Origin of the sequence: Neoroseomonas terrae, from assembly GCF_018129025.1 — a bacterium.
GTDB lineage: Bacteria > Pseudomonadota > Alphaproteobacteria > Acetobacterales > Acetobacteraceae > Neoroseomonas > Neoroseomonas terrae.
Window position 1 is genome coordinate 47,997 of sequence record NZ_JAAEDI010000015.1, and the last position, 17,200, is coordinate 65,196.

Annotated in this window: 19 protein-coding genes and 1 tRNA gene; 10 read left to right on the forward strand and 10 right to left on the reverse strand. The window is 69.1% G+C overall.

Going from position 1 to position 17,200, the window contains the following annotated elements; translation table 11 throughout:
* The 4 genes from GXW78_RS14845 to GXW78_RS14860 all read right to left on the reverse strand — a co-directional run bounded on the left by GXW78_RS14845 (position 1) and on the right by GXW78_RS14860 (position 3,259).
* Positions 1-831, reverse strand: coding sequence for an HAD family hydrolase (locus tag GXW78_RS14845; protein WP_211869615.1), 831 nt, complete (start codon positions 829-831; stop codon positions 1-3).
* 2 nt (positions 832-833) lie between these two features.
* Complete coding sequence (locus tag GXW78_RS14850) at positions 834-2,003, reverse strand: acyl-CoA dehydrogenase family protein (RefSeq protein WP_211869616.1); 1,170 nt, start codon at positions 2,001-2,003, stop codon at positions 834-836.
* 138 nt (positions 2,004-2,141) lie between these two features.
* A complete protein-coding gene (locus tag GXW78_RS14855; RefSeq protein ID WP_246522227.1) occupies positions 2,142-2,714 on the reverse strand; it encodes a thiamine pyrophosphate-dependent enzyme in 573 nt (190 codons plus the stop codon).
* Positions 2,715-2,728: 14 nt separating this feature from the next.
* Positions 2,729-3,259 (reverse strand): thiamine pyrophosphate-binding protein, encoded by a 531-nt coding sequence (locus tag GXW78_RS14860; RefSeq protein WP_211869618.1) that lies wholly within the window; start codon positions 3,257-3,259, stop codon positions 2,729-2,731.
* 105 nt (positions 3,260-3,364) lie between these two features.
* On the opposite strand from GXW78_RS14860, the gene GXW78_RS14865 reads away from it, so the two are divergent.
* From GXW78_RS14865 to GXW78_RS14875, 3 genes are all read left to right on the forward strand, one after another.
* A complete protein-coding gene (locus GXW78_RS14865; RefSeq protein ID WP_211869619.1) occupies positions 3,365-4,285 on the forward strand; it encodes a LysR family transcriptional regulator in 921 nt (306 codons plus the stop codon).
* Between the two features lie 32 nt (positions 4,286-4,317).
* The gene (locus GXW78_RS14870; RefSeq protein ID WP_211869620.1) at positions 4,318-4,662 is read left to right on the forward strand and encodes a hypothetical protein; all 345 of its coding nucleotides are present in this window, start codon (positions 4,318-4,320) and stop codon (positions 4,660-4,662) included.
* A 66-nt stretch (positions 4,663-4,728) separates the two neighbouring features.
* Positions 4,729-5,697: a D-2-hydroxyacid dehydrogenase gene (locus GXW78_RS14875; RefSeq protein ID WP_211869621.1), complete on the forward strand. Its 969-nt coding sequence runs from the start codon at positions 4,729-4,731 to the stop codon at positions 5,695-5,697.
* A 37-nt stretch (positions 5,698-5,734) separates the two neighbouring features.
* Here GXW78_RS14875 and GXW78_RS14880 read toward each other — a convergent pair whose 3' ends face one another.
* Positions 5,735-6,031, reverse strand: coding sequence for a DUF1330 domain-containing protein (locus GXW78_RS14880; RefSeq protein WP_211869622.1), 297 nt, complete (start codon positions 6,029-6,031; stop codon positions 5,735-5,737).
* Positions 6,032-6,195: 164 nt separating this feature from the next.
* Here GXW78_RS14880 and GXW78_RS14885 point away from each other — a divergent pair, with 164 nt between their 5' ends.
* The 3 genes from GXW78_RS14885 to GXW78_RS14895 all read left to right on the forward strand — a co-directional run bounded on the left by GXW78_RS14885 (position 6,196) and on the right by GXW78_RS14895 (position 9,647).
* Positions 6,196-7,584 (forward strand): M20 family metallopeptidase, encoded by a 1,389-nt coding sequence (locus GXW78_RS14885; protein WP_211869623.1) that lies wholly within the window; start codon positions 6,196-6,198, stop codon positions 7,582-7,584.
* A gap of 119 nt (positions 7,585-7,703) precedes the next feature.
* A complete protein-coding gene (locus GXW78_RS14890; RefSeq protein ID WP_211869624.1) occupies positions 7,704-8,324 on the forward strand; it encodes an EF-hand domain-containing protein in 621 nt (206 codons plus the stop codon).
* A 39-nt stretch (positions 8,325-8,363) separates the two neighbouring features.
* Entirely contained in the window at positions 8,364-9,647 is a 1,284-nt protein-coding gene (locus GXW78_RS14895; protein ID WP_246522229.1) for an acyl-CoA dehydrogenase family protein, read from the forward strand.
* 49 nt (positions 9,648-9,696) lie between these two features.
* Here GXW78_RS14895 and GXW78_RS14900 read toward each other — a convergent pair whose 3' ends face one another.
* Positions 9,697-10,233 carry a papain-like cysteine protease family protein gene (locus GXW78_RS14900; protein ID WP_211869625.1) on the reverse strand — a complete coding sequence of 179 codons (537 nt, stop codon included), beginning with the start codon at positions 10,231-10,233 and terminating at the stop codon, positions 9,697-9,699.
* Positions 10,234-10,347: 114 nt separating this feature from the next.
* A tRNA-Val gene (locus tag GXW78_RS14905) sits at positions 10,348-10,422 on the reverse strand.
* Between the two features lie 93 nt (positions 10,423-10,515).
* Here GXW78_RS14905 and GXW78_RS14910 point away from each other — a divergent pair.
* On the forward strand, positions 10,516-11,298 hold the full coding sequence (locus GXW78_RS14910; RefSeq protein WP_211869626.1) for a DUF3108 domain-containing protein: 783 nt from the start codon (positions 10,516-10,518) through the stop codon (positions 11,296-11,298).
* Here the strand turns inward: GXW78_RS14910 and GXW78_RS14915 are convergent.
* Positions 11,287-11,934, reverse strand: a complete 648-nt coding sequence (locus tag GXW78_RS14915) for an HAD-IA family hydrolase (RefSeq protein ID WP_211869627.1) — start codon at positions 11,932-11,934, stop codon at positions 11,287-11,289. The two genes, GXW78_RS14910 and GXW78_RS14915, sit on opposite strands and share 12 nt — an antisense overlap.
* Before the next feature lie 114 nt (positions 11,935-12,048).
* Here GXW78_RS14915 and glmU point away from each other — a divergent pair, with 114 nt between their 5' ends.
* The 3 genes from glmU to GXW78_RS14930 are packed head-to-tail and all read left to right on the forward strand — an operon-like array spanning position 12,049 to position 15,514.
* On the forward strand, positions 12,049-13,365 hold the full coding sequence (gene glmU, locus GXW78_RS14920) for a bifunctional UDP-N-acetylglucosamine diphosphorylase/glucosamine-1-phosphate N-acetyltransferase GlmU (RefSeq protein WP_211869628.1): 1,317 nt from the start codon (positions 12,049-12,051) through the stop codon (positions 13,363-13,365).
* 6 nt (positions 13,366-13,371) lie between these two features.
* Positions 13,372-15,195, forward strand: coding sequence for a glutamine--fructose-6-phosphate transaminase (isomerizing) (gene glmS / locus GXW78_RS14925; protein WP_211869629.1), 1,824 nt, complete (start codon positions 13,372-13,374; stop codon positions 15,193-15,195).
* A 4-nt stretch (positions 15,196-15,199) separates the two neighbouring features.
* A complete protein-coding gene (locus tag GXW78_RS14930) occupies positions 15,200-15,514 on the forward strand; it encodes a hypothetical protein (protein WP_211869630.1) in 315 nt (104 codons plus the stop codon).
* Between the two features lie 188 nt (positions 15,515-15,702).
* Here GXW78_RS14930 and GXW78_RS14935 read toward each other — a convergent pair whose 3' ends face one another.
* Positions 15,703-16,005 carry a hypothetical protein gene (locus GXW78_RS14935; protein ID WP_211869631.1) on the reverse strand — a complete coding sequence of 101 codons (303 nt, stop codon included), beginning with the start codon at positions 16,003-16,005 and terminating at the stop codon, positions 15,703-15,705.
* A gap of 245 nt (positions 16,006-16,250) precedes the next feature.
* The gene (locus tag GXW78_RS14940) at positions 16,251-17,195 is read right to left on the reverse strand and encodes a Bug family tripartite tricarboxylate transporter substrate binding protein (protein WP_211869632.1); all 945 of its coding nucleotides are present in this window, start codon (positions 17,193-17,195) and stop codon (positions 16,251-16,253) included.
* Between the last annotated feature and the right edge of the window lie 5 nt (positions 17,196-17,200).

The following is a 17,200-nucleotide window of genomic DNA, read 5'->3' on the forward strand; positions in this document are numbered from 1 at the left end:
TCAGGCCCGGCGCACCCGCTCGCGCGCGGCGAGAAGGTCGAGCACGGCGAAGACCCGCTGCTCGACCTCGCTGCCCTCGCTGTAGTCGGCGGGAACGGCGCAATGGACGCGGCCTTCCTTGATCAGCTTGCGGGTGCGTGCGGCGCGACCTTCGTCGCCGGCGGGGAAGACGGCGATGGAATGCCCGCCCTGTTCCTTCACCGTTCGGAAGCAGGGAATGTCGGTGTCGCCGTCGCCGATGAAGATGATGTTGGTGAAGGGCACGCGCCGCTGGTCCTGCGGCTGATATGCGTTTACCGCGGTGTTGTCGGCGAGATCGAGCGCATGCTTGTTGATGCGGAACAGATACTGCGTCTTCGTGGTGTAGTTCACGGCGATGGCCGGCGCGATCGCCGCACCGGACGCGTTGTAGAGGAAGCCCGAGGCGAACACCGCGCGGAAATGCCGTCGGATCGGCGTCCCATCGATCAGTTCGCGCAGGCCGGAGGAGATGACGTAGTGTTCGATCGCCAGCCCGCGTTCGGACGCTGCCGCATTCACCCGATCGAACCAGCTCTCGACGCCGGGAAACAGGGTGATGCCGGCGCCATGCGCCGCCCAGTCCTCGCGCCGCATCGGGATGTCGGCATGCGCGGCCTCTACCAGCATGCGATGCATGTAGGTGAGGATCGGGTCGCCCTGCTGCTCCTCGGCTAGCAGGTTCGACCGTTCCCAGAAGGCCCGCACATTCAGGCCGAGCTTCGGCAGGAACACATGTTCCTGCATGTTGCCCGGTGCCAGCGTGCCATCGAAGTCGTAGGCGATGGCCACCGGCACCGGATCTCGCGCCACGCTCAGTAGCTCCGCGGCATCCCGAGCACGTGCTCGCCGATATAGGACAGCACGAGGTTCGTGCTGATCGGCGCCACCTGGTACAGCCGCGTCTCGCGATACTTGCGCTCGACATCGTATTCCTCGGCGAAGCCGAAGCCGCCATGGGTCTGGAGGCAGGCCTCGGCCGCCATCCACGCCGCATCGGCGCAGATCATCTTGCCCATGTTGGCTTCCTCGCCGCAGGGCAGACCGGCCTCGAACTTCTGCAGGCCCTTCTGCAGCAGGGCTTCCGCCGCGCGCATCGCGGCGTAGGACTTCGCGATCGGGAACTGCACGCCCTGGTTCTTGCCGATCGGGTTGCCGAACAGCACGCGCTGCTTGGAATACTCGACCGCCTTCTCGATGAACCACTTGGCGTCGCCGATGCACTCGGCCGAGATCAGCATCCGCTCGGCGTTCATGCCGTCGAGGATGTAGCGGAAGCCCTTGCCCTCGATGCCGACCAGGTTCTCGGCCGGCACTTCCATGTTGTCGAAGAACACCTCGCACGAATTGTGGTTCATCATCGTGCGGATGGGGCGGATGGTCAGGCCGTTGCCGAGCGCGGCCTTCATGTCCACCAGGAAGGTCGAGAGACCGTCGGTCTTCTTCGCCACCTGATCCTTCGGCGTGGTGCGCGCCAGCAGCAGCATCAGGTCGGAATGCTCGGCGCGGGACGTCCAGATCTTCTGGCCGTTGATGATGTACTTGTCGCCCTCGCGGCGCGCCACGGTGCGCAGCGCGGTGGTGTCGGTGCCGCTGGTCGGCTCCGTCACGCCGAAGGCCTGGAGGCGCAGCTCGCCGGTCGCGATCTTCGGCAGGTACTTCTGCTTCTGCTCCTCATTGCCGTGCTTCAGCACGGTGCCCATCGTGTACATCTGGGCATGGCAGGCGGCGGCGTTGCAGCCGGAGGCGTGGATCTCCTCGAGGATCGCGGCGGCCGCCGAGAGCGGCAGGCCCGACCCGCCATATTCCTCGGGGATCAGCGCGGCGAGCCAGCCGGCCTCGGTCAGCGCCTGGACGAATTCAGTCGGGTAGCCACGGCGGGCATCCAGTTCGCGCCAGTATTCGCCGGGGAAGCGGGTGCAGAGCTTGCGCACCTCCTCCCGGATCTCGGCATGGGCGTCGGTGGGCGGCATCTGATGGTCCATGGGTTCTCTCCCGCTGTGCTTGGGATTAGTGCCGGGGGGTCAGGCTGGCAAGGTGATGGTGGTGCCACGCGCGTGCGGCCCGAGGCTGAGCCCCGGGCCGATCGTAGAACGACGATGAAATCGGTTCCGTTGGCGCGATCAGGCGGCAACCCCCAGCGCGGCCTGCATCCGGCCACGGACATAGGCGCCGTCGCGGGATGGCAGAACGCGCGGCGCCTCCGCCGGGTCGATCTCGATCACCGCGACGCGCGGCCCGCTGCCGGGCTTCGTGATCGCGGTGGCGAGTGTCTCGACGCCCGCCATGTCGGCGATGCGCGACGCCTCGGCGATCCCACAGCTCCGCGCCACGGCGGCGAGATCGACGCCGCGGCCGGTATGGCTCTGCTGCCCGCCCGTCTCGCCATACAGCCCGTTGTCGAGCACGACGACCGTCAGGTTCGCCGGCGCCTGCAACGCGATGGTCGCGAAGCCGCCGAGGCCCATGAGCTGCTCGCCATCGCCCGTGACGACGACGACCGGCTTCTCCGGCTGCGCCAGCGCCAGCCCGAGCCCCATCAGCGCCGCCCCGCCCATCGCGCCCCAGAGGTAGAAGTTGCGCGCATCGTCACCGGCCGCCGCCACGTCATAGGTCGCGGCGCCGAGCCCCGTGACGACCATCGTCTCGCCGCGATTGGCCAGCAACCGCGCGACCACATCCCGCCTGTCGAGCATGGTTCCCATCCCCCTCAGAATACCTTGGCGCCGATCAGGCGCTGGCCGAGCAGCACGGCGACCGCGCTGCCGCCCTCAAACACCATGCGCGCCGCGGCGTTCACCGTGTCCGCCACGTCCTCGACGCGGTCGGCGCGGCGCGTCTCGACGCCCATCAGCTTGAAGGCCGCCTCGGTGGTCGAACCCATCGGCACCTGCCACGGGTTGAACTCGCCCCATTCGCCCCGCATCGTGACCAGCGCGAGGAACGGGAAGCCGCAGGTCTTCACCAGCGACAGCATGTTCACGCAATTCCCGACGCCCGAGGACTGCATGAGCATCACGCCCCGCTGCCCGCCGAGCGCGGCGCCGGACAGTACCGCGATGCCTTCCTCCTCGGTCGTCAGGGGGATCGCGCGCATGGACGGCTCGGCATGGATGCTGCGGATCAGCCGCGCATGGCCGCCATCGGGCACATAGACGACCTGGCGCACCTGCCACTGCCGCAGGGCGGCGAAGATCGCATCGGGCCAGGCGACGGCCTCGGCCGAAACACTTCCATCCATGGACATAACTCCAGCATCGGATGGCCGGCGTTATGCGATTGTCACGGACTTCGCGGAATTCGAAATCAGGGATAGAAGCCATCGCAGAATGCGAAGGGATGCGCGATGGATTTGCGGCAGCTCCGCACCTTCCGGGAGATCGCCGAGGCCGGCTCGCTGAGCCGCGCCGCCGACCGGCTGCGCATCGCCCAGCCTGCGCTGTCCCGCCAGATGCGGCTGCTGGAGGCGGAAGCCGGCATGCCGCTGTTCACGCGCCACGGCCGCGGCATGTCGTTGACGGAGGCGGGGCGGGAATTGCTGGCGCGCGTGCTCGGCCCCATGCGGCAGCTGGAACATGCCGTCGCCGAGGTCCGCGCCCTGGCCGGGACCGTCGCCGGGCAGGTGGCGCTGGGCATGATGCCGACGGTCGCGGCGGTCCTGGCCGGCCCGCTGTCCCGTCGCGTTGCGCAGCGCCATCCGCAGGTCTCGCTGCGCGTGGTCGAGGGCTACACCGGCCACCTGATCGAATGGGTGCAGCGCGGTGCGACGGATGCGACGCTGCTCTATGGTCGCACGACCGATTTCCATATGCCGGTGCGCGACCTGTTCGTGGAAGGGCTGGTGCTGGCCGGGCCGCCGGGCAGCGGGCTGTCGCCGGAAACGCCTGTGACCCTCGCCGCCGCGGCGCAGCACCCCCTGGTGCTGCCCAGCCGCCCGCACGGTCTGCGCGCCATCGTCGATGCCGCCGCCGGCCGGGCCCGGATCACGCTGAACCTGCGGCATGAGGCGGATTCCTTCCTTGTGCTGAAGGACCTGGTGGAATGCGGGCTGGGCTTCGCCATCCTGCCGCGCTCCGCCATCCGGCGGGAGGAAGCGGAAGGCCGCATGACCGTCGCGCCGCTGGTCCGGCCCGTGATCCGCCGCCAGGTGGTGTTGGCCCTGCCACCGGACCGCCCGCCAGGCCGGGCGACGGAGGCGGTGCTCGCGCTGCTGGCCGAGGAGGTCGCCGCGCGCGCCGCGGAAGGGGATTGGCGAGTCAGCACTTGAATGAGGCAATGATTGGTCGGTAGATTTCTACCATGAGTAGAATTCTGGCGATGATCGCGCTGCTGTCCGGTGCTTCCGCGCCGGCCCTCGCGCAGACCGGCAGCCTGGTCGTGCCGCCGGGCAGCACCGTCGTCATCGGTCCACGCAGCCAGCCCGCGCCGCGTCCGCATCTGGCGCCCGCGCGGCCGCAGCAGCAACGCATGGTCGTTGTCTCGCCGCAGGGCGAAACGCTGTCCGGCCCCGCCGGCTGGGTCGCCGCTGGGATGGCAGCGGCGGCGCTCGCCGCCGTGCTGTTCGCCGGCGGTTCGGGCGGGGGAGGGGGCGGGAGCAGCGGCGGGTCGGCCACCGGCAGCGCGAGCGGCACCGTCGGCCGCTGACACCCCCCTTGCGCGGCGACGGGGCCGCGGCCAGGGTCGCGCCGGACCTGAATCCGGAGACCATCAATGCTGCCGCCGAGCGATCAACTCACTGTCCTCTTCGCCCATGTCGCCTATCGCTTCGGTGATCGCTTCGCTCCGCGCAACACCGGCATCCGCTTCATCGAGGCGCGCTCGCGCGAGGAACTCGACGCCAACCTGCCGCATTCGGATGTGCTGGTCTGTTCCGGTATGTGGCGCAACGACATCCCGGCGATCGCACCGAAGCTGCGTTTCATCCAGTCCTGCTCGGCGGGCACCGACCAGTATGATCGGGAGGTCCTGAAGAAGGCCGGCATCCGGCTGGCGAGCGGGCAGGGGATCAACGCCAACGCCGTGTCCGAGCATGCCATCGCGCTGATGCTTGCTCTGCTGCGCCGCATCCCGGAAGCGCGCGACAACCAGGCGAAGCGCATCTGGCGCGGCATGCAGGGCGATTTCGCGAAGCGCGAGGACGAGGCCGGCGGCAAGACCGCGGTCGTCGTCGGGCTGGGTCGCATCGGCGGGCGCATCGCGCGGCTGTGCAAGGCGCTCGGCATGAAGGTCGTGGGCGTCCGGCAGAACGTCGCCGGTGGGCCGGAAGGCGCGGATGAGGTGCATTCCTTCCGCGACCTGAAGTCGCTGCTGCCGCGCGCGGATTTCCTGATCCTGTCCTGCCCGCTGACGGATGAGACGCGCAACCTGGTGGATGCGGCGGCCCTCGCGGCGATGAAGTCGACCGCGCAGATCATCAACGTGGCCCGAGGTCGCGTCATCGACGAGCCAGCGTTGATCGCGGCGTTGCAGGCCGGGAAGATCGTCGGCGCCGCGCTCGATGTGACGGCGGATGAGCCGCTGCCGGCCGACAGCCCGCTCTGGGCGATGCCGAACGTGCTGGTCACGCCGCATACCGGTGGCGAGACGCATATGTACGAGGACAATGTGCTCGACTTCATGGTCGAGAACATCGCCCGGCTGCAGCGGGGCGAGGCGGCGCTGGTCAATCAGATCGTCTGACTGAGCGCGCCGCGAACGGTCCCCGCCACGGCGGGGACTACCCTTCCGCGTAGCCCTCGACGAAGGCCACGTTCGAGCGCGTGGTCTCGGACCGTAGCTTCAGCAGCGGCGCATATTCGGGACTGTCGTAGAAGGCGCGTGCGGCTTCCATCGACGGGAACTCGATCACCACGAAGCGGTCGAAGCCGAGATCGCCTTCGAGCGGATGGACAGTTCCGGCGCGGACGTGGAAGCGCCCGCCAAATTGTTCGACGACTGCGGGGACCTTGGCGCGATAGGGCGGAAACCGCTCGGGATCGGTTACGGTGATGTTTGCGACGAGGTAGGCGGTCATAGCCATGCCCTCCGTGGATCCGTGACCCGGCGCGTCGCATTACCACAACCCCCCGCCGGCGGAGATAAATTGTTCCGGCTTCGACAGGAGGGGCTTTGCGCTTCGGCGCAAGCCGGCTTACGGGTGCGGGATCGAACGATCCTGCCGGATGCATGGAGTAGACAATGCCCACGCGTGAAGCCGCCCTGTCCCGCGCCGCCTCCTTCTTCGACGATGGCGGCTTCAAGTCGCTGCTCTCCGACCTCGTCGCCATTCCCTCGACGGCGCAGGAGGAAGGGCGCGAGGCCGATCTCGATCGCTACCTGAATGGCGCGATCCGGCCCTGGCTGGAACGCCTCGGCTTCGCCGTCCAGGTGCGGCCGAACCCGCGCGAGGGCTTCGGCCCGATCCTCACCGGCATCCGCATCGAGGACGCCTCCCGCCCCACGGTTCTCTTGTACGGCCACGGTGATACCGTCCGCGGCCTCGACGACCAGTGGCGCGCGGGCCTTGAGCCCTGGAAGCTGATCGAGGAAGACGGCCGCTGGTACGGCCGCGGCACCGCGGACAACAAGGGCCAGCACGCGCTGAACATCGCGGCGCTGGAGGCGGTGATCGCCGAACGCGGCGGCAAGCTCGGCTTCAACGTGAAGGTCGTGCTGGAGATGGCCGAGGAGCGCGGCTCCACCGGCCTGCGTGAGTTCATCGCGGCCAATGCCGAGGAGCTGAAGGCCGACGTCCTGATCGCCTCCGACGGTCCGCGGGTCGAACCCGAGATCCCGACCATCGCGACCGGCACCCGCGGCACCTTCCACTTCGACCTGGTGCTGAAGCTCCGCCCGGGCGGCGTGCATTCCGGCCACTGGGGCGGGCTGACGCGCGACCCGGCGATCCTACTGGCCCATGCGCTGTCCACCATGATGGATCGTAACGGAAAGGTGCTGGTTCGTGGCATCCTGCCACCATCCCTGTCCAATTCCGTCCGCTCGGTGCTGGACGGCTGCCCGGTCGGCGGCGGAGACGGTGCCGCGACCATCGACGAGGGCTGGGGCGAGCCCGGCCTGTCCTCCGCCGAGAAGATCTACGGCTGGAACAGCCTGATCGTGCTGGCGATGATCTCCGGCCGGCCGGAGAACCCGGTGAACGCCGTCGCCCCCGAGGCGCGCGCGCACATGCAGGTGCGCTACACGGTGGACAGCGACCCGGCGACCTTCGCCAAGGCGGTGCGGGACCATTTGGACGCCCATGGCTTCCAGGACATCGCGGTCGAGAAGGCGGGGCTGCGCATGCCGGCGTCCCGCACCGATCCCGACCACCCCTGGGTGCGCTGGGCGCAGGCGTCGATGCAGAAGTCGCTGGGCAAGAAGGTGCAGATCATCCCGAATTCCTCGGGCGGACTGCCGGGCGATGTCTTCGTGGACCATCTCCGCGTGCCGCTGGTCTGGGTGCCGCACAGCTACAATGGCTGCAAGCAGCACGGCCCGGATGAGCATTACCTCATCGCTCCGGCGCGCGAGGGCATCCTGGGCTTCGCCGGAATGTGGTGGGATCTGGGCGAGCCCGGCACACCCTGACCACGGTTGCGTTACCCTTCCTCACCCGTTCGGGCATGCCCCGCAATGCCGGCGTTACAGAGCGGGCGCAGTTTTCCGATCAGCGGCGCAAGGCCGCCGGAAGAAAGGGGACTGAGATCATGAGGAAGACGACAATCGCGGCGCTGAGTGCGGTGGTTCTGGCGGGCGGCATCGGCCTCGCCGTGGCGCAGCCCACCCCGGGCGCCCCCGCCACGCCGGCAGCGCCCGGCGCAACGGCGGAACGGCAGCATGCCGGCCCGCCGGGCCATCGCGGTGGTCCGCACCATGGCGGCCCGCGCGGCGCCGGAAGCTTCGCGATGGGCGAGGCCTTCGCCCGTGCCGACACCAACAACGACGGCAAGGTCAGCCGCGAGGAAGCGATGACGTGGGTGCAGGCTCGCTTCACCGAGATCGACGTGAACCGTGATGGCGCGACGATCGAGGAGTTCCGCGCTTTCGTGGACGCGCAGCGTCCGCAGGGCCGCCGCGGTCCGCCCCCGGGCGCGCGGCAGGGCATGCAGCAGCGCGGCGCGGCGATGTTCCGCTTCGTGGACGTCAACATGGACGGCCGCGTGACGATGGATGAGCTGCGCCCGATGGTCGAAGCGGCTTTCCGTGCCGCCGACCGCGACGGCGACGGTTCCCTGTCGCGGGAGGAAGTGCGCTTCCGCAATGGCCCCGGCCCGCGCCGCGGCGCGCCGGCGGCGCCGGCCCAGCCGGCCCCCGCCACGCCGCGCTGATCCTGATCCGGGGCGGCTGTCTCGCCGCCCCGGGTCACCATGCAGGGCCGTCGCGGAACGCTCCGCGACGGCCTTCGCGTGTCCGCCATCCGCATTGACCCCCCGGACATGCTCGCGCAGTTTCCCGCCGTCAGGACGGTATCGGGGGAAGCGGTCGTGCAGTTCGCGTTGACGGAAGACCAGGAGGAACTGCGCACCCAGGTGCTGCGTCTCTGCGCGCGGTTCGATGACGATTACTGGCTTGCCCGCGACCGCGACGGCGTCTTCCCGCACGAATTCCACGCCGCCATGGCCGAGGGCGGCTGGCTCGGCATCGCCATGCCGGAGGAATTCGGCGGCGGCGGCCTCGGCATGATGGAAGCCACCATCATGATGCGCGCGGTGGCCGAAAGCGGCGCCTGCATGACGGGCGCCTCGGCCATCCACATGAACATCTTCGGGCTGAACCCGGTTGTGGTGTTCGGCACGGAAGAACAGAAGCAGCGCTTCCTGCCGCCGCTGATCGCCGGTCGCGAGAAGGCGTGCTTCGGCGTGACCGAGCCGAATGCCGGGCTGAACACCACCGAGCTCAGGACCCGCGCCGAGAAGCGCGGCGACCGCTATGTCGTGAACGGGCAGAAGATCTGGATCTCCACGGCCCAGGTCGCCGACCGCATCCTGCTGCTGGCCCGCACCACGCCGATCGAGGAGGTGAAGCGCAAGACGGACGGGCTGACCCTGTTCTACACGGCGCTCGATCGCACGAAGGTCGAGGTGCGGCTGATCGAGAAGATGGGCCGCCACGCCGTCGATTCGAACATGCTGTTCTTCGACGGGTTGGAAATCCCGGAGGAAGACCGCATCGGCCCCGAGGGTGCCGGCTTCAAGCAGATCCTGCACGGGATGAACCCCGAGCGCATGCTGATCGCTGCCGAGGCTGTGGGCATCGGCCACGCCGCGCTGAACCGCGCGGCGACCTATGCGAAGGAGCGCATCGTCTTCAACCGCCCGATCGGCAAGAACCAGGCGATCCAGCATCCGCTCGCACGCTGCTGGGCGAATCTCGAAGCCGCCTGGCTGATGACGATGAAGGCTGCCGCGCTCTACGACGCCGGCAAGGAGTGCGGTGCCGAGGCGAATGCTGGAAAGTACCTCGCCGCCGAAGCAGGCTTCACCGCCGCCGAGACGGCGGTGATGACCCATGGCGGCATGGGCTACGCCCAGGAATACCATGTCGAGCGGTACCTGCGCGAAAGCCTGATCCCGCGCATCGCCCCGGTCAGCCGGGAACTGATCCTGAGCCACCTGGCCGAACGGGTGCTCGGCCTGCCGAAATCGTACTGACGGGGCCGTTCCGGCCGGCTGCGATACCGACCGGATACGCCGTTGCCGGTCAGGGCGTCGTGGCGGCGACCGGCGGCGTGCCAAGGCGCGGCGTGTGGCCGGTAACATCCTTCCGCAGCATGCCGTCGGGGATGCCCCACATGAACAGGCTGTTGAAGTCCGCGATCGACATGCGGCTGTCCGGCGCGCGTTCCGGGTCGTGGATGATCACCTCCTGCGAGGCGTCGTCCACGCCGATCAGCGCGGAGCAATGCCCGTAGGTCGCGCCGTTGTGCGTCTTGGTCCAGGAGATGAGCTGCGGGCCGTATTTGTTGAGCAGGTCCGCGAGGCCGGAGATCGTCCAGTCGTTCATCGGATACTGGACCTCAACGAGGTGCTCGTTCTGCTGCAGGTTCGTGCTGTCCGAGATCACCTCGTGGCCTTGTGGCGTCCACAGGGTCGGGTCGCCGAGCCGCGGACCAACCTCGAAGTAGTAGCCCAGCATGCAGGCGCTGGCGTACCAGCAGCCGGTGGGGTCATCGATCGTGCCGTTCTGCCCGTATCCGAGCTGGGTGATGAAAGGGACGTCGAGATAGATGCTGGCCATTGGGGGGTGCCTCCGCAGCGAACGCTGCGTGGACGCTACTCCGGCGATGGCCGGCGCGCTCGCAACGAATTCGCGACAGTGTGCGCCGGATCACAGGCTGAGGCAGGCTTGGGATGGTGGGCGCGACAGGGATTGAACCTGTGACCCTTCGCGTGTGAAGCGAATGCTCTACCGCTGAGCTACGCGCCCATCCTGCGGGGAGCGCGGACATAGAAGGCGTGGGGTGGGGGTGTCAAGCGCCCGCCCTCTTGTTCCGGCGAAAGGAACGACCATTCTCCTGATATGACCCCGCGCCTCGCCGCCGCGCTGCTGGTTGCTGCTGCCCTGCCGGGCGGCGCGCGCCCCGCGACGGCTGCGCCGTTCGAAGCGCACTACTCCGTCTATCAATCCGGCCTGCCGGTGATGGATGTGCAGCTTGCACTGCATCTCACCGACGCGTCCTACCGCCTGTCCAGCATATCCCGCGCCCGGGGGATTGCCCGGCTGTTCCTGCCGAGCGAGCAGCGCGCCGAGGTGCAGGGCGGGCTGGCCGGTCGGGACGTGCGGCCGCAGCGCTACACGGCCGAGGGCAACTGGCGCAGCGGCACGCGGCGCACGGTGATGGACTTCCTGGCCGGAACGCCGCGCCTGTCGGTGCTGGAGCCGCCCGAGGGCCCCGACCGGATCCCGGTGACGCCTGACCAGATGCGGGGCACGATCGACACGCTTTCGGCGCTGGTCCGGCTGTCCCTCGCCGCGGCGGCAACGGGGCGCTGCGACCTGGATGGCTCGGTGTTCGACGGGCGGCGGCGGCTCGAATGGTCGTCGCGCACGCTCGGCGTGGGGCCGTCGCCGCTCGACGGCGTATCGGCCCAGGCGCTGCGGTGCCGGCTGGAGAGCCGCCTCGTCGCCGGTTTCCGTCGCGGCGACGACCCCGTCCAGGCCGGCCGCCCGCGTGAAGCGGAAGCCTGGATCGCCGCCCTTGGTCCCGGACTGCCGCCGATGCCGCTGCGAGTGGAATTCCCGTCGACCTTCGTCGGCTCGCTGCGGCTCGACCTGGTTAGGGTCAACCGCTCAGGCGAATAGCCCCGCAATCATCCGCGGCAGCTCGCCCGGCGCGGTAGCGACGGGCGCGCCATCGGCCATGGCGACCGGCCCGTAGCCCCAGCCGGCGAAGATGCAGGGTACGCCGGCGCCGGAGGCCGCCTGCACATCATTGCGGTGGTCGCCGATCATCACCGCCCCCGCCGCGCTGCTCGCGGCCGCGGCCAGGGTCGCCAGCAGGTGCTGCGGGTCGGGCTTCCGCACCGGGAAGGAATCCCCGCAGCCGAGCGTGACGAACCGATCCGTGAGGCCAAGTTCGTTCAGCAGCACCCGCGTCGCCTCGGCCGGCTTGTTGGTGCAGACGGCAAGCCGCCAACCCTGGGCGGCGAGCGCGTCGAGGACCTCGGGAATGCCCTCGAAGGGCCGGGTCAGGACGGTGGCCTGGGCGGTGTAGTCATCGACGAAGCGCGCCAGCACCGCCTCGTCCAGCGGCCGCCCGCGGGCGGCCAGCGCCTTGGTCATCAGGGCGCGCACCCCGTCGCCGATCATCGCGACCACCTCGGCGCGGCTGAAGCCCGGCAGGCCGAGCCCGGCCATCGCCCGGTCCAGCGAGACGTGGATGTCGGCCGCGCTGTCCACCAGCGTGCCATCGAGGTCGAAGACGGCGATCCTGTCCATGGGATGGGCGTACGCAGGCCACGCGCGGCCCGCAAGGGGGTGCGACACACGCGGCAAACCAACTTGACCACGAGCGCGCTGGACGCGGCGCGCCCTGACTTGTTACCGGGAGGCATGTCAGCTGCCGCCATCATCCTCGCTGCCGGCCTGGGCACCCGCATGCGGTCCGCCAGGCCCAAGGTTATGCACCCGCTCGCCGGCAGGCCGATGATTCGGCATCTGCTCGCGGCCTGTGAGGCGCAATTCGAGCGCATCGTGATCGTCGTCGGCCCGGACATGCCGGATCTCGAGAAGGCGGTCGCGCCGCACCAGGTGGTGGTGCAGCACGAACGGCTCGGTACCGGGCATGCGGCGCTGCAGGCGCGGTCGCTGCTCGGCGGATACAACGGCGATGTCGCGGTCCTCTATGGCGACAACCCGCTGGTCACGCCGGAGACGATCGGGCGCTTGCTCGCGGCACGGCGGGAGGGCGGCATCCTCGCGCTGCTGGCCATGCGCCCGGCCGATCCGGGCCGCTACGGCCGGGTGATCCAGGATGCGGATGGGTCGGTGACGCGCATCGTCGAATGGGCCGATGCGACGGAGCAGGAGCGCGCTGTGCCGCTGTGCAATGCAGGCGTCGTCTGCGCGCCGGCGCAGGATCTGTTCGACTGGCTCGGCCGCGTGAAGAACGACAATGCCAAGGGCGAGTACTACCTGACCGACGTCGTCGCCATGGGTTACCGCTCGCCGACCGGCACCCGTCGCGTGGTGGCGGTCGAGGCCCCGGAGGCCGAACTTCGCGGCATCAACAGCAAGGCGGAACTCGCCGCCGCCGAGGCCGAGCTGCAATCGCGCCTGCGCGTTGCGGCGCTTGATGCCGGCGTGACCATGACGGCGCCGGAGACCGTGTTCCTGTCCCACGACACGGCGCTGGCGGCGGATGTGGTGATCGAGCCGCATGTCGTCTTCGCCCCGGGCGTCATTGTCGAAGCGGGCGCGACCATCCGCGCTTTCAGCCATCTGGAAGGCTGCGTGGTGAAACGCGACGCCGTCATCGGCCCCTATGCGCGGCTGCGCCCGGGCACGGTGGTCGAGCCGCGCGCCCATGTCGGCAATTTCGTGGAGCTGAAGGCGACGACGCTGGGCGAGGGCGCCAAGGCGAACCACCTGGCCTATCTGGGCGACGCCAGCATCGGTGCGGGGGCGAATATCGGCGCCGGCACCATCACCTGCAATTATGACGGCGTGCACAAGCACCGGACGGCGATCGGGCAGGGCGCCTTCATCGGCAGCAACACCGCCCTGGTCGCCCCGGTACAGGTGGGCGATCGCGCGCTGGTGGGCGCGGGCAGCGTCATCACCGCCGACGTGCCGGACGATGCGCTGGCGATCGCGCGCGGGCAGCAGGCGGTGAAGCCGGGGCGTGGCTTCAAGGGCAAGAAGGGGTAGCACGGCATGTGCGGAATCGTCGGCGTCGTCGGGCGCGAAGCGGCCGCGCCGCGCATCCTGGAGGCGCTGCGGCGCCTGGAATACCGCGGCTATGACAGTGCGGGCATCGCCACGCTGGTGAACGGTCACATCGACCGCCGGCGGGCCGAGGGCAAGCTGTCGAACCTCGCTGTCGTGCTGGACAACAACCCGCTGCCCGGCACCACCGGCATCGGCCACACGCGCTGGGCGACGCATGGCGCGCCGACCGAGCGCAACGCGCATCCGCACGGCACGCCGCGCGTCTCGGTCGTGCACAACGGCATCATCGAGAACCACGCCGACCTGCGCGCCGAGCTGGAAGCCAAGGGCCAGGTCTTCGAGACGGAGACCGACACCGAGACCTTCGCCCGGCTGGTCGACCAGAACATCGCCGAGGGCATGACGCCGGAGCAGGCGGCGGGTTCGGCGTTGAAGCGCGCCCATGGCGCCTATGCGCTGGCGATGATCTTCACCGGCCATCCGCGCAAGCTGATCTGCGCGCGGCAGGGCGCACCGCTCGCGGTCGGCTACGGGGAAGGGGAGATGTTCGTCGGCTCCGACGCGCTGGCCCTCGCCCCGCTGACCCGCCGCATCGCCTATCTCGACGAAGGCGACTGGGCCGTGGTGGACGAGGCCGGCGCGCGCTTCTTCGACGTGCATGACGCGCCGGTGGAACGCGCCATCCGGTTGACGTCGGTGTCGGGTGCGGCGACCGGCAAGGGCAACTACCGCCACTTCATGGAGAAGGAGCTGCATGAGCACCCCGTCGTGCTCGGCGACACGCTGACCCAGTATCTCGACCCGATGACGCGCAGCGTGACCCTGCCGCCGCTGCCCTTCGACCCTGCGACCGTGCCGCGGATGACGATCACCGCCTGCGGCAGCGCGTTCCTGGCCGGGCAGGTCGGGCGATATTGGATCGAACAGCTTGCGCGCATCCCGGTCGATGCCGATGTCGCCTCCGAGTTCCGCTATCGCGAGCCGCCGCTACCCAAGGGCGGCGCGGCGCTGCTGGTCAGCCAGTCCGGCGAGACCGCCGACACCATGGCCGCGATGCACCTGTTGCAGCGCAACGGCCAGAAGGTCGTCGCGGTGGTCAATGTGCCGGAGAGCAGCATGGCGCGCGAAGCGGACGGCGCCGTGCTGACGGTCGCCGGCCCCGAGGTCGGCGTCGCCTCCACCAAGGCCTTCACGGCGCAGCTTGCGGTGCTGGCGTGCCTGGCGATTGGCTTTGGTCGCGCCCGCAGCACGATCACGGCTGAGCAGGAGGCGGAACTGACCGCCGCTCTGCTGGAAGTGCCCGGCATGGCCGCCCAGGTGCTGGAACAGGATGAAGAGATCCGCGCCATGGCCGCGGAAGTCGCGAAGGCGCGCGACGTGTTGTTTCTCGGCCGCGGCACGCTGTTCCCGATCGCGATGGAAGGCGCGCTGAAGCTCAAGGAGATCAGCTACATCCACGCCGAAGGCTACGCCGCCGGGGAGATGAAGCACGGCCCCATCGCGCTGATCGATTCCGCGGTGCCGGTGATCTCGCTGTGCCCGTCGGGGCCGATGTTCGAGAAGACCGCGTCGAATCTCCAGGAAGCGGCCGCGCGCGGAGGGCGGATCATGGCCTTCACCGACGACATCGGCGCGACGCGGCTGCGTGCCTTCGCGGAGCGCGTGGTGGTGCTGCCGCGCGTCGGTGCTTTTTCGGCCCCGATCCTGCATGCCATCCCGGTGCAGTTGCTGGCGTATCATGTCGCGGTGCTGAAGGGCACGGATGTGGACCAGCCGCGTAACCTGGCGAAGAGTGTGACGGTGGAGTGAGGCGATGGAAGTACGTCTGGTGCCGGGTGAGGCGGCGCAACTGATCGAGCCGACCGACCTGCGGCGGTTCAGCGTGACCGTCGCGGGTACGCCGGAGGCACTGCCGGTGCTGGCGGAGGGGCTTCGCGGCATCGTGGATTTCGAGGGCAGCGAGCATGCCTGGGTGTCGGTGGCTTGGCTGCTGGAAGCGTCGAACCGCGCCGACTGGGCGGATTGGCGGTACGAGTTCGCCAACATGATGAAGTACGCGGAAAGCAAAGGGTGGACGCGGTCCGACCCGGATGCGATCCGCGGGCATGTGGTGTGGGTGCCGGCCTGACTGTCGGGCCCGGTGGAGCGCTGCTCTTCCTACTTTCTCACACGCGCGGCCCGAATCGGAGCGATGGCGGGGACAGGGCTGCTTCCATTCGCGCCGGCGCGGCTTCGACTTCGGCCCCCGTTCGCCGAGCATCACCATCCGACGACGTGATGCCGCTCGATCGGTACCTTGTAGCGCCTGCTTGTAAGCTACTTGGTGTAAAAGATGCTGCCTGGACAGGCAGCGAGGACGGCGAAGTTGAAGACGATGATCGCCACGCCGATCTTCAAGGCGACACCCACAGCCGGATCAGCGAAGCGTGCCCGAGCCTCCGGATCCGATGTGCTGATCCGCTCGCGATTGTTGAACACATGATAGAGGAATTGCCCGAGGCTCATGTCTGGCTTTCGACGCCACCAGATTGCAACGGAGGCGACGAATAGAACCAGGAATGACAAGGCAATCACTATCCAGCCGTCATGCACGTAAAGCCCGCAGACCGCCTCCCCCACGTCACTACGCTCCCTACGACAAACCTAAAGCCTGCGAGTGTGTCCCATCTGCGCCTCAGTCCGTCGAGGGTGGCGGCGGGATAGCGAATGCCGCCGAAGCTTAGTGCGATGTGGAGGAGGATTGCTTGTCGTGCTTCAGCCAGGAGGGTCGAGTACCAAGAGACTGCGGTCCAGGATGCCCAGCATCCTGGCGGGGTGAGGTTTGGAGAGGGGCGGGGCCCCTCTCCAATTCTCTCAGCGCCGAGTCACTCCGGCCGCACGCCCAGGTCGCGCAGGATGCGGCCGTAGGCCTCGTATTCCCGCTGCACCATCGCGGTGAAGTCGGCGCGCGACATGTAGTTCACAGGCACGCGCTGGGCAGCCGCGACGCGGCGGAAGTTCGCGTCTTCCACGCCGGTGCGGCAGGCTTCCTCAAGCCGCGCCATCACCGGTTCCGGCGTGCCGCGCGGGGCGTAGATGCCGACCTGGCTGAGCTGTTCGGCATCGATCCCCTGTTCGCGCGCCGTCGGCACGTTCGGGTAGTCCGGGTGCCGGCGCGCGGAGAACACCGCGATCAGCCGCACGCGGTCGCCGTCGATCAACCCGCTCGCCGAGGCCACGACCGCCGCGGAGAAGTCGAGCCGCCCCGCGACCAGCTCATTCAGGTGCGGCGGGTCGCCGCGGAAGGGGATGTGGGTGAATTCGACGCCGGTCGCCTTCGTCACCCGCACCACGCCAAGCTGCGGCAGCGAGTTCGGCCCCGGGCTACCGAAGGTCAGCGACCGCTGCCGGCCGGCGGCCACCAGGCCCGGCAGGTCGCGGATGTCGCTGTCGGCGCGGACGAGGATGCCGATGATGTTCTCGTTGGTGCCGCAGACCGGGGCGAAGCTGTCCGGCCCGATGCCGAGGTTGCGCACCATGTGCGGCTGCACCGCGACGGGCGTCACCGGCGTCAGGCCCAGCGTGTAGCCATCCGGCGCGGACTGCGCGACGAAGCGCATGCCGACGACGCCCGAGCCGCCATCGCGGTTCGTCACCACCACAGGCTGGCCCATGATGCGGGTGAAGTGCTCGCCGAGCGCGCGGCCATAGGCGTCCGACGCGCTGCCGGGTGCGTAGGGCAGAACCACGGTGATCGGCCGGTCGGGGAAGTTCTGGGCCTGCGCGGCGAAGGGCGCGAGCAGGCCGAGGGCGAGAAGAAGACGACGCACGCTGC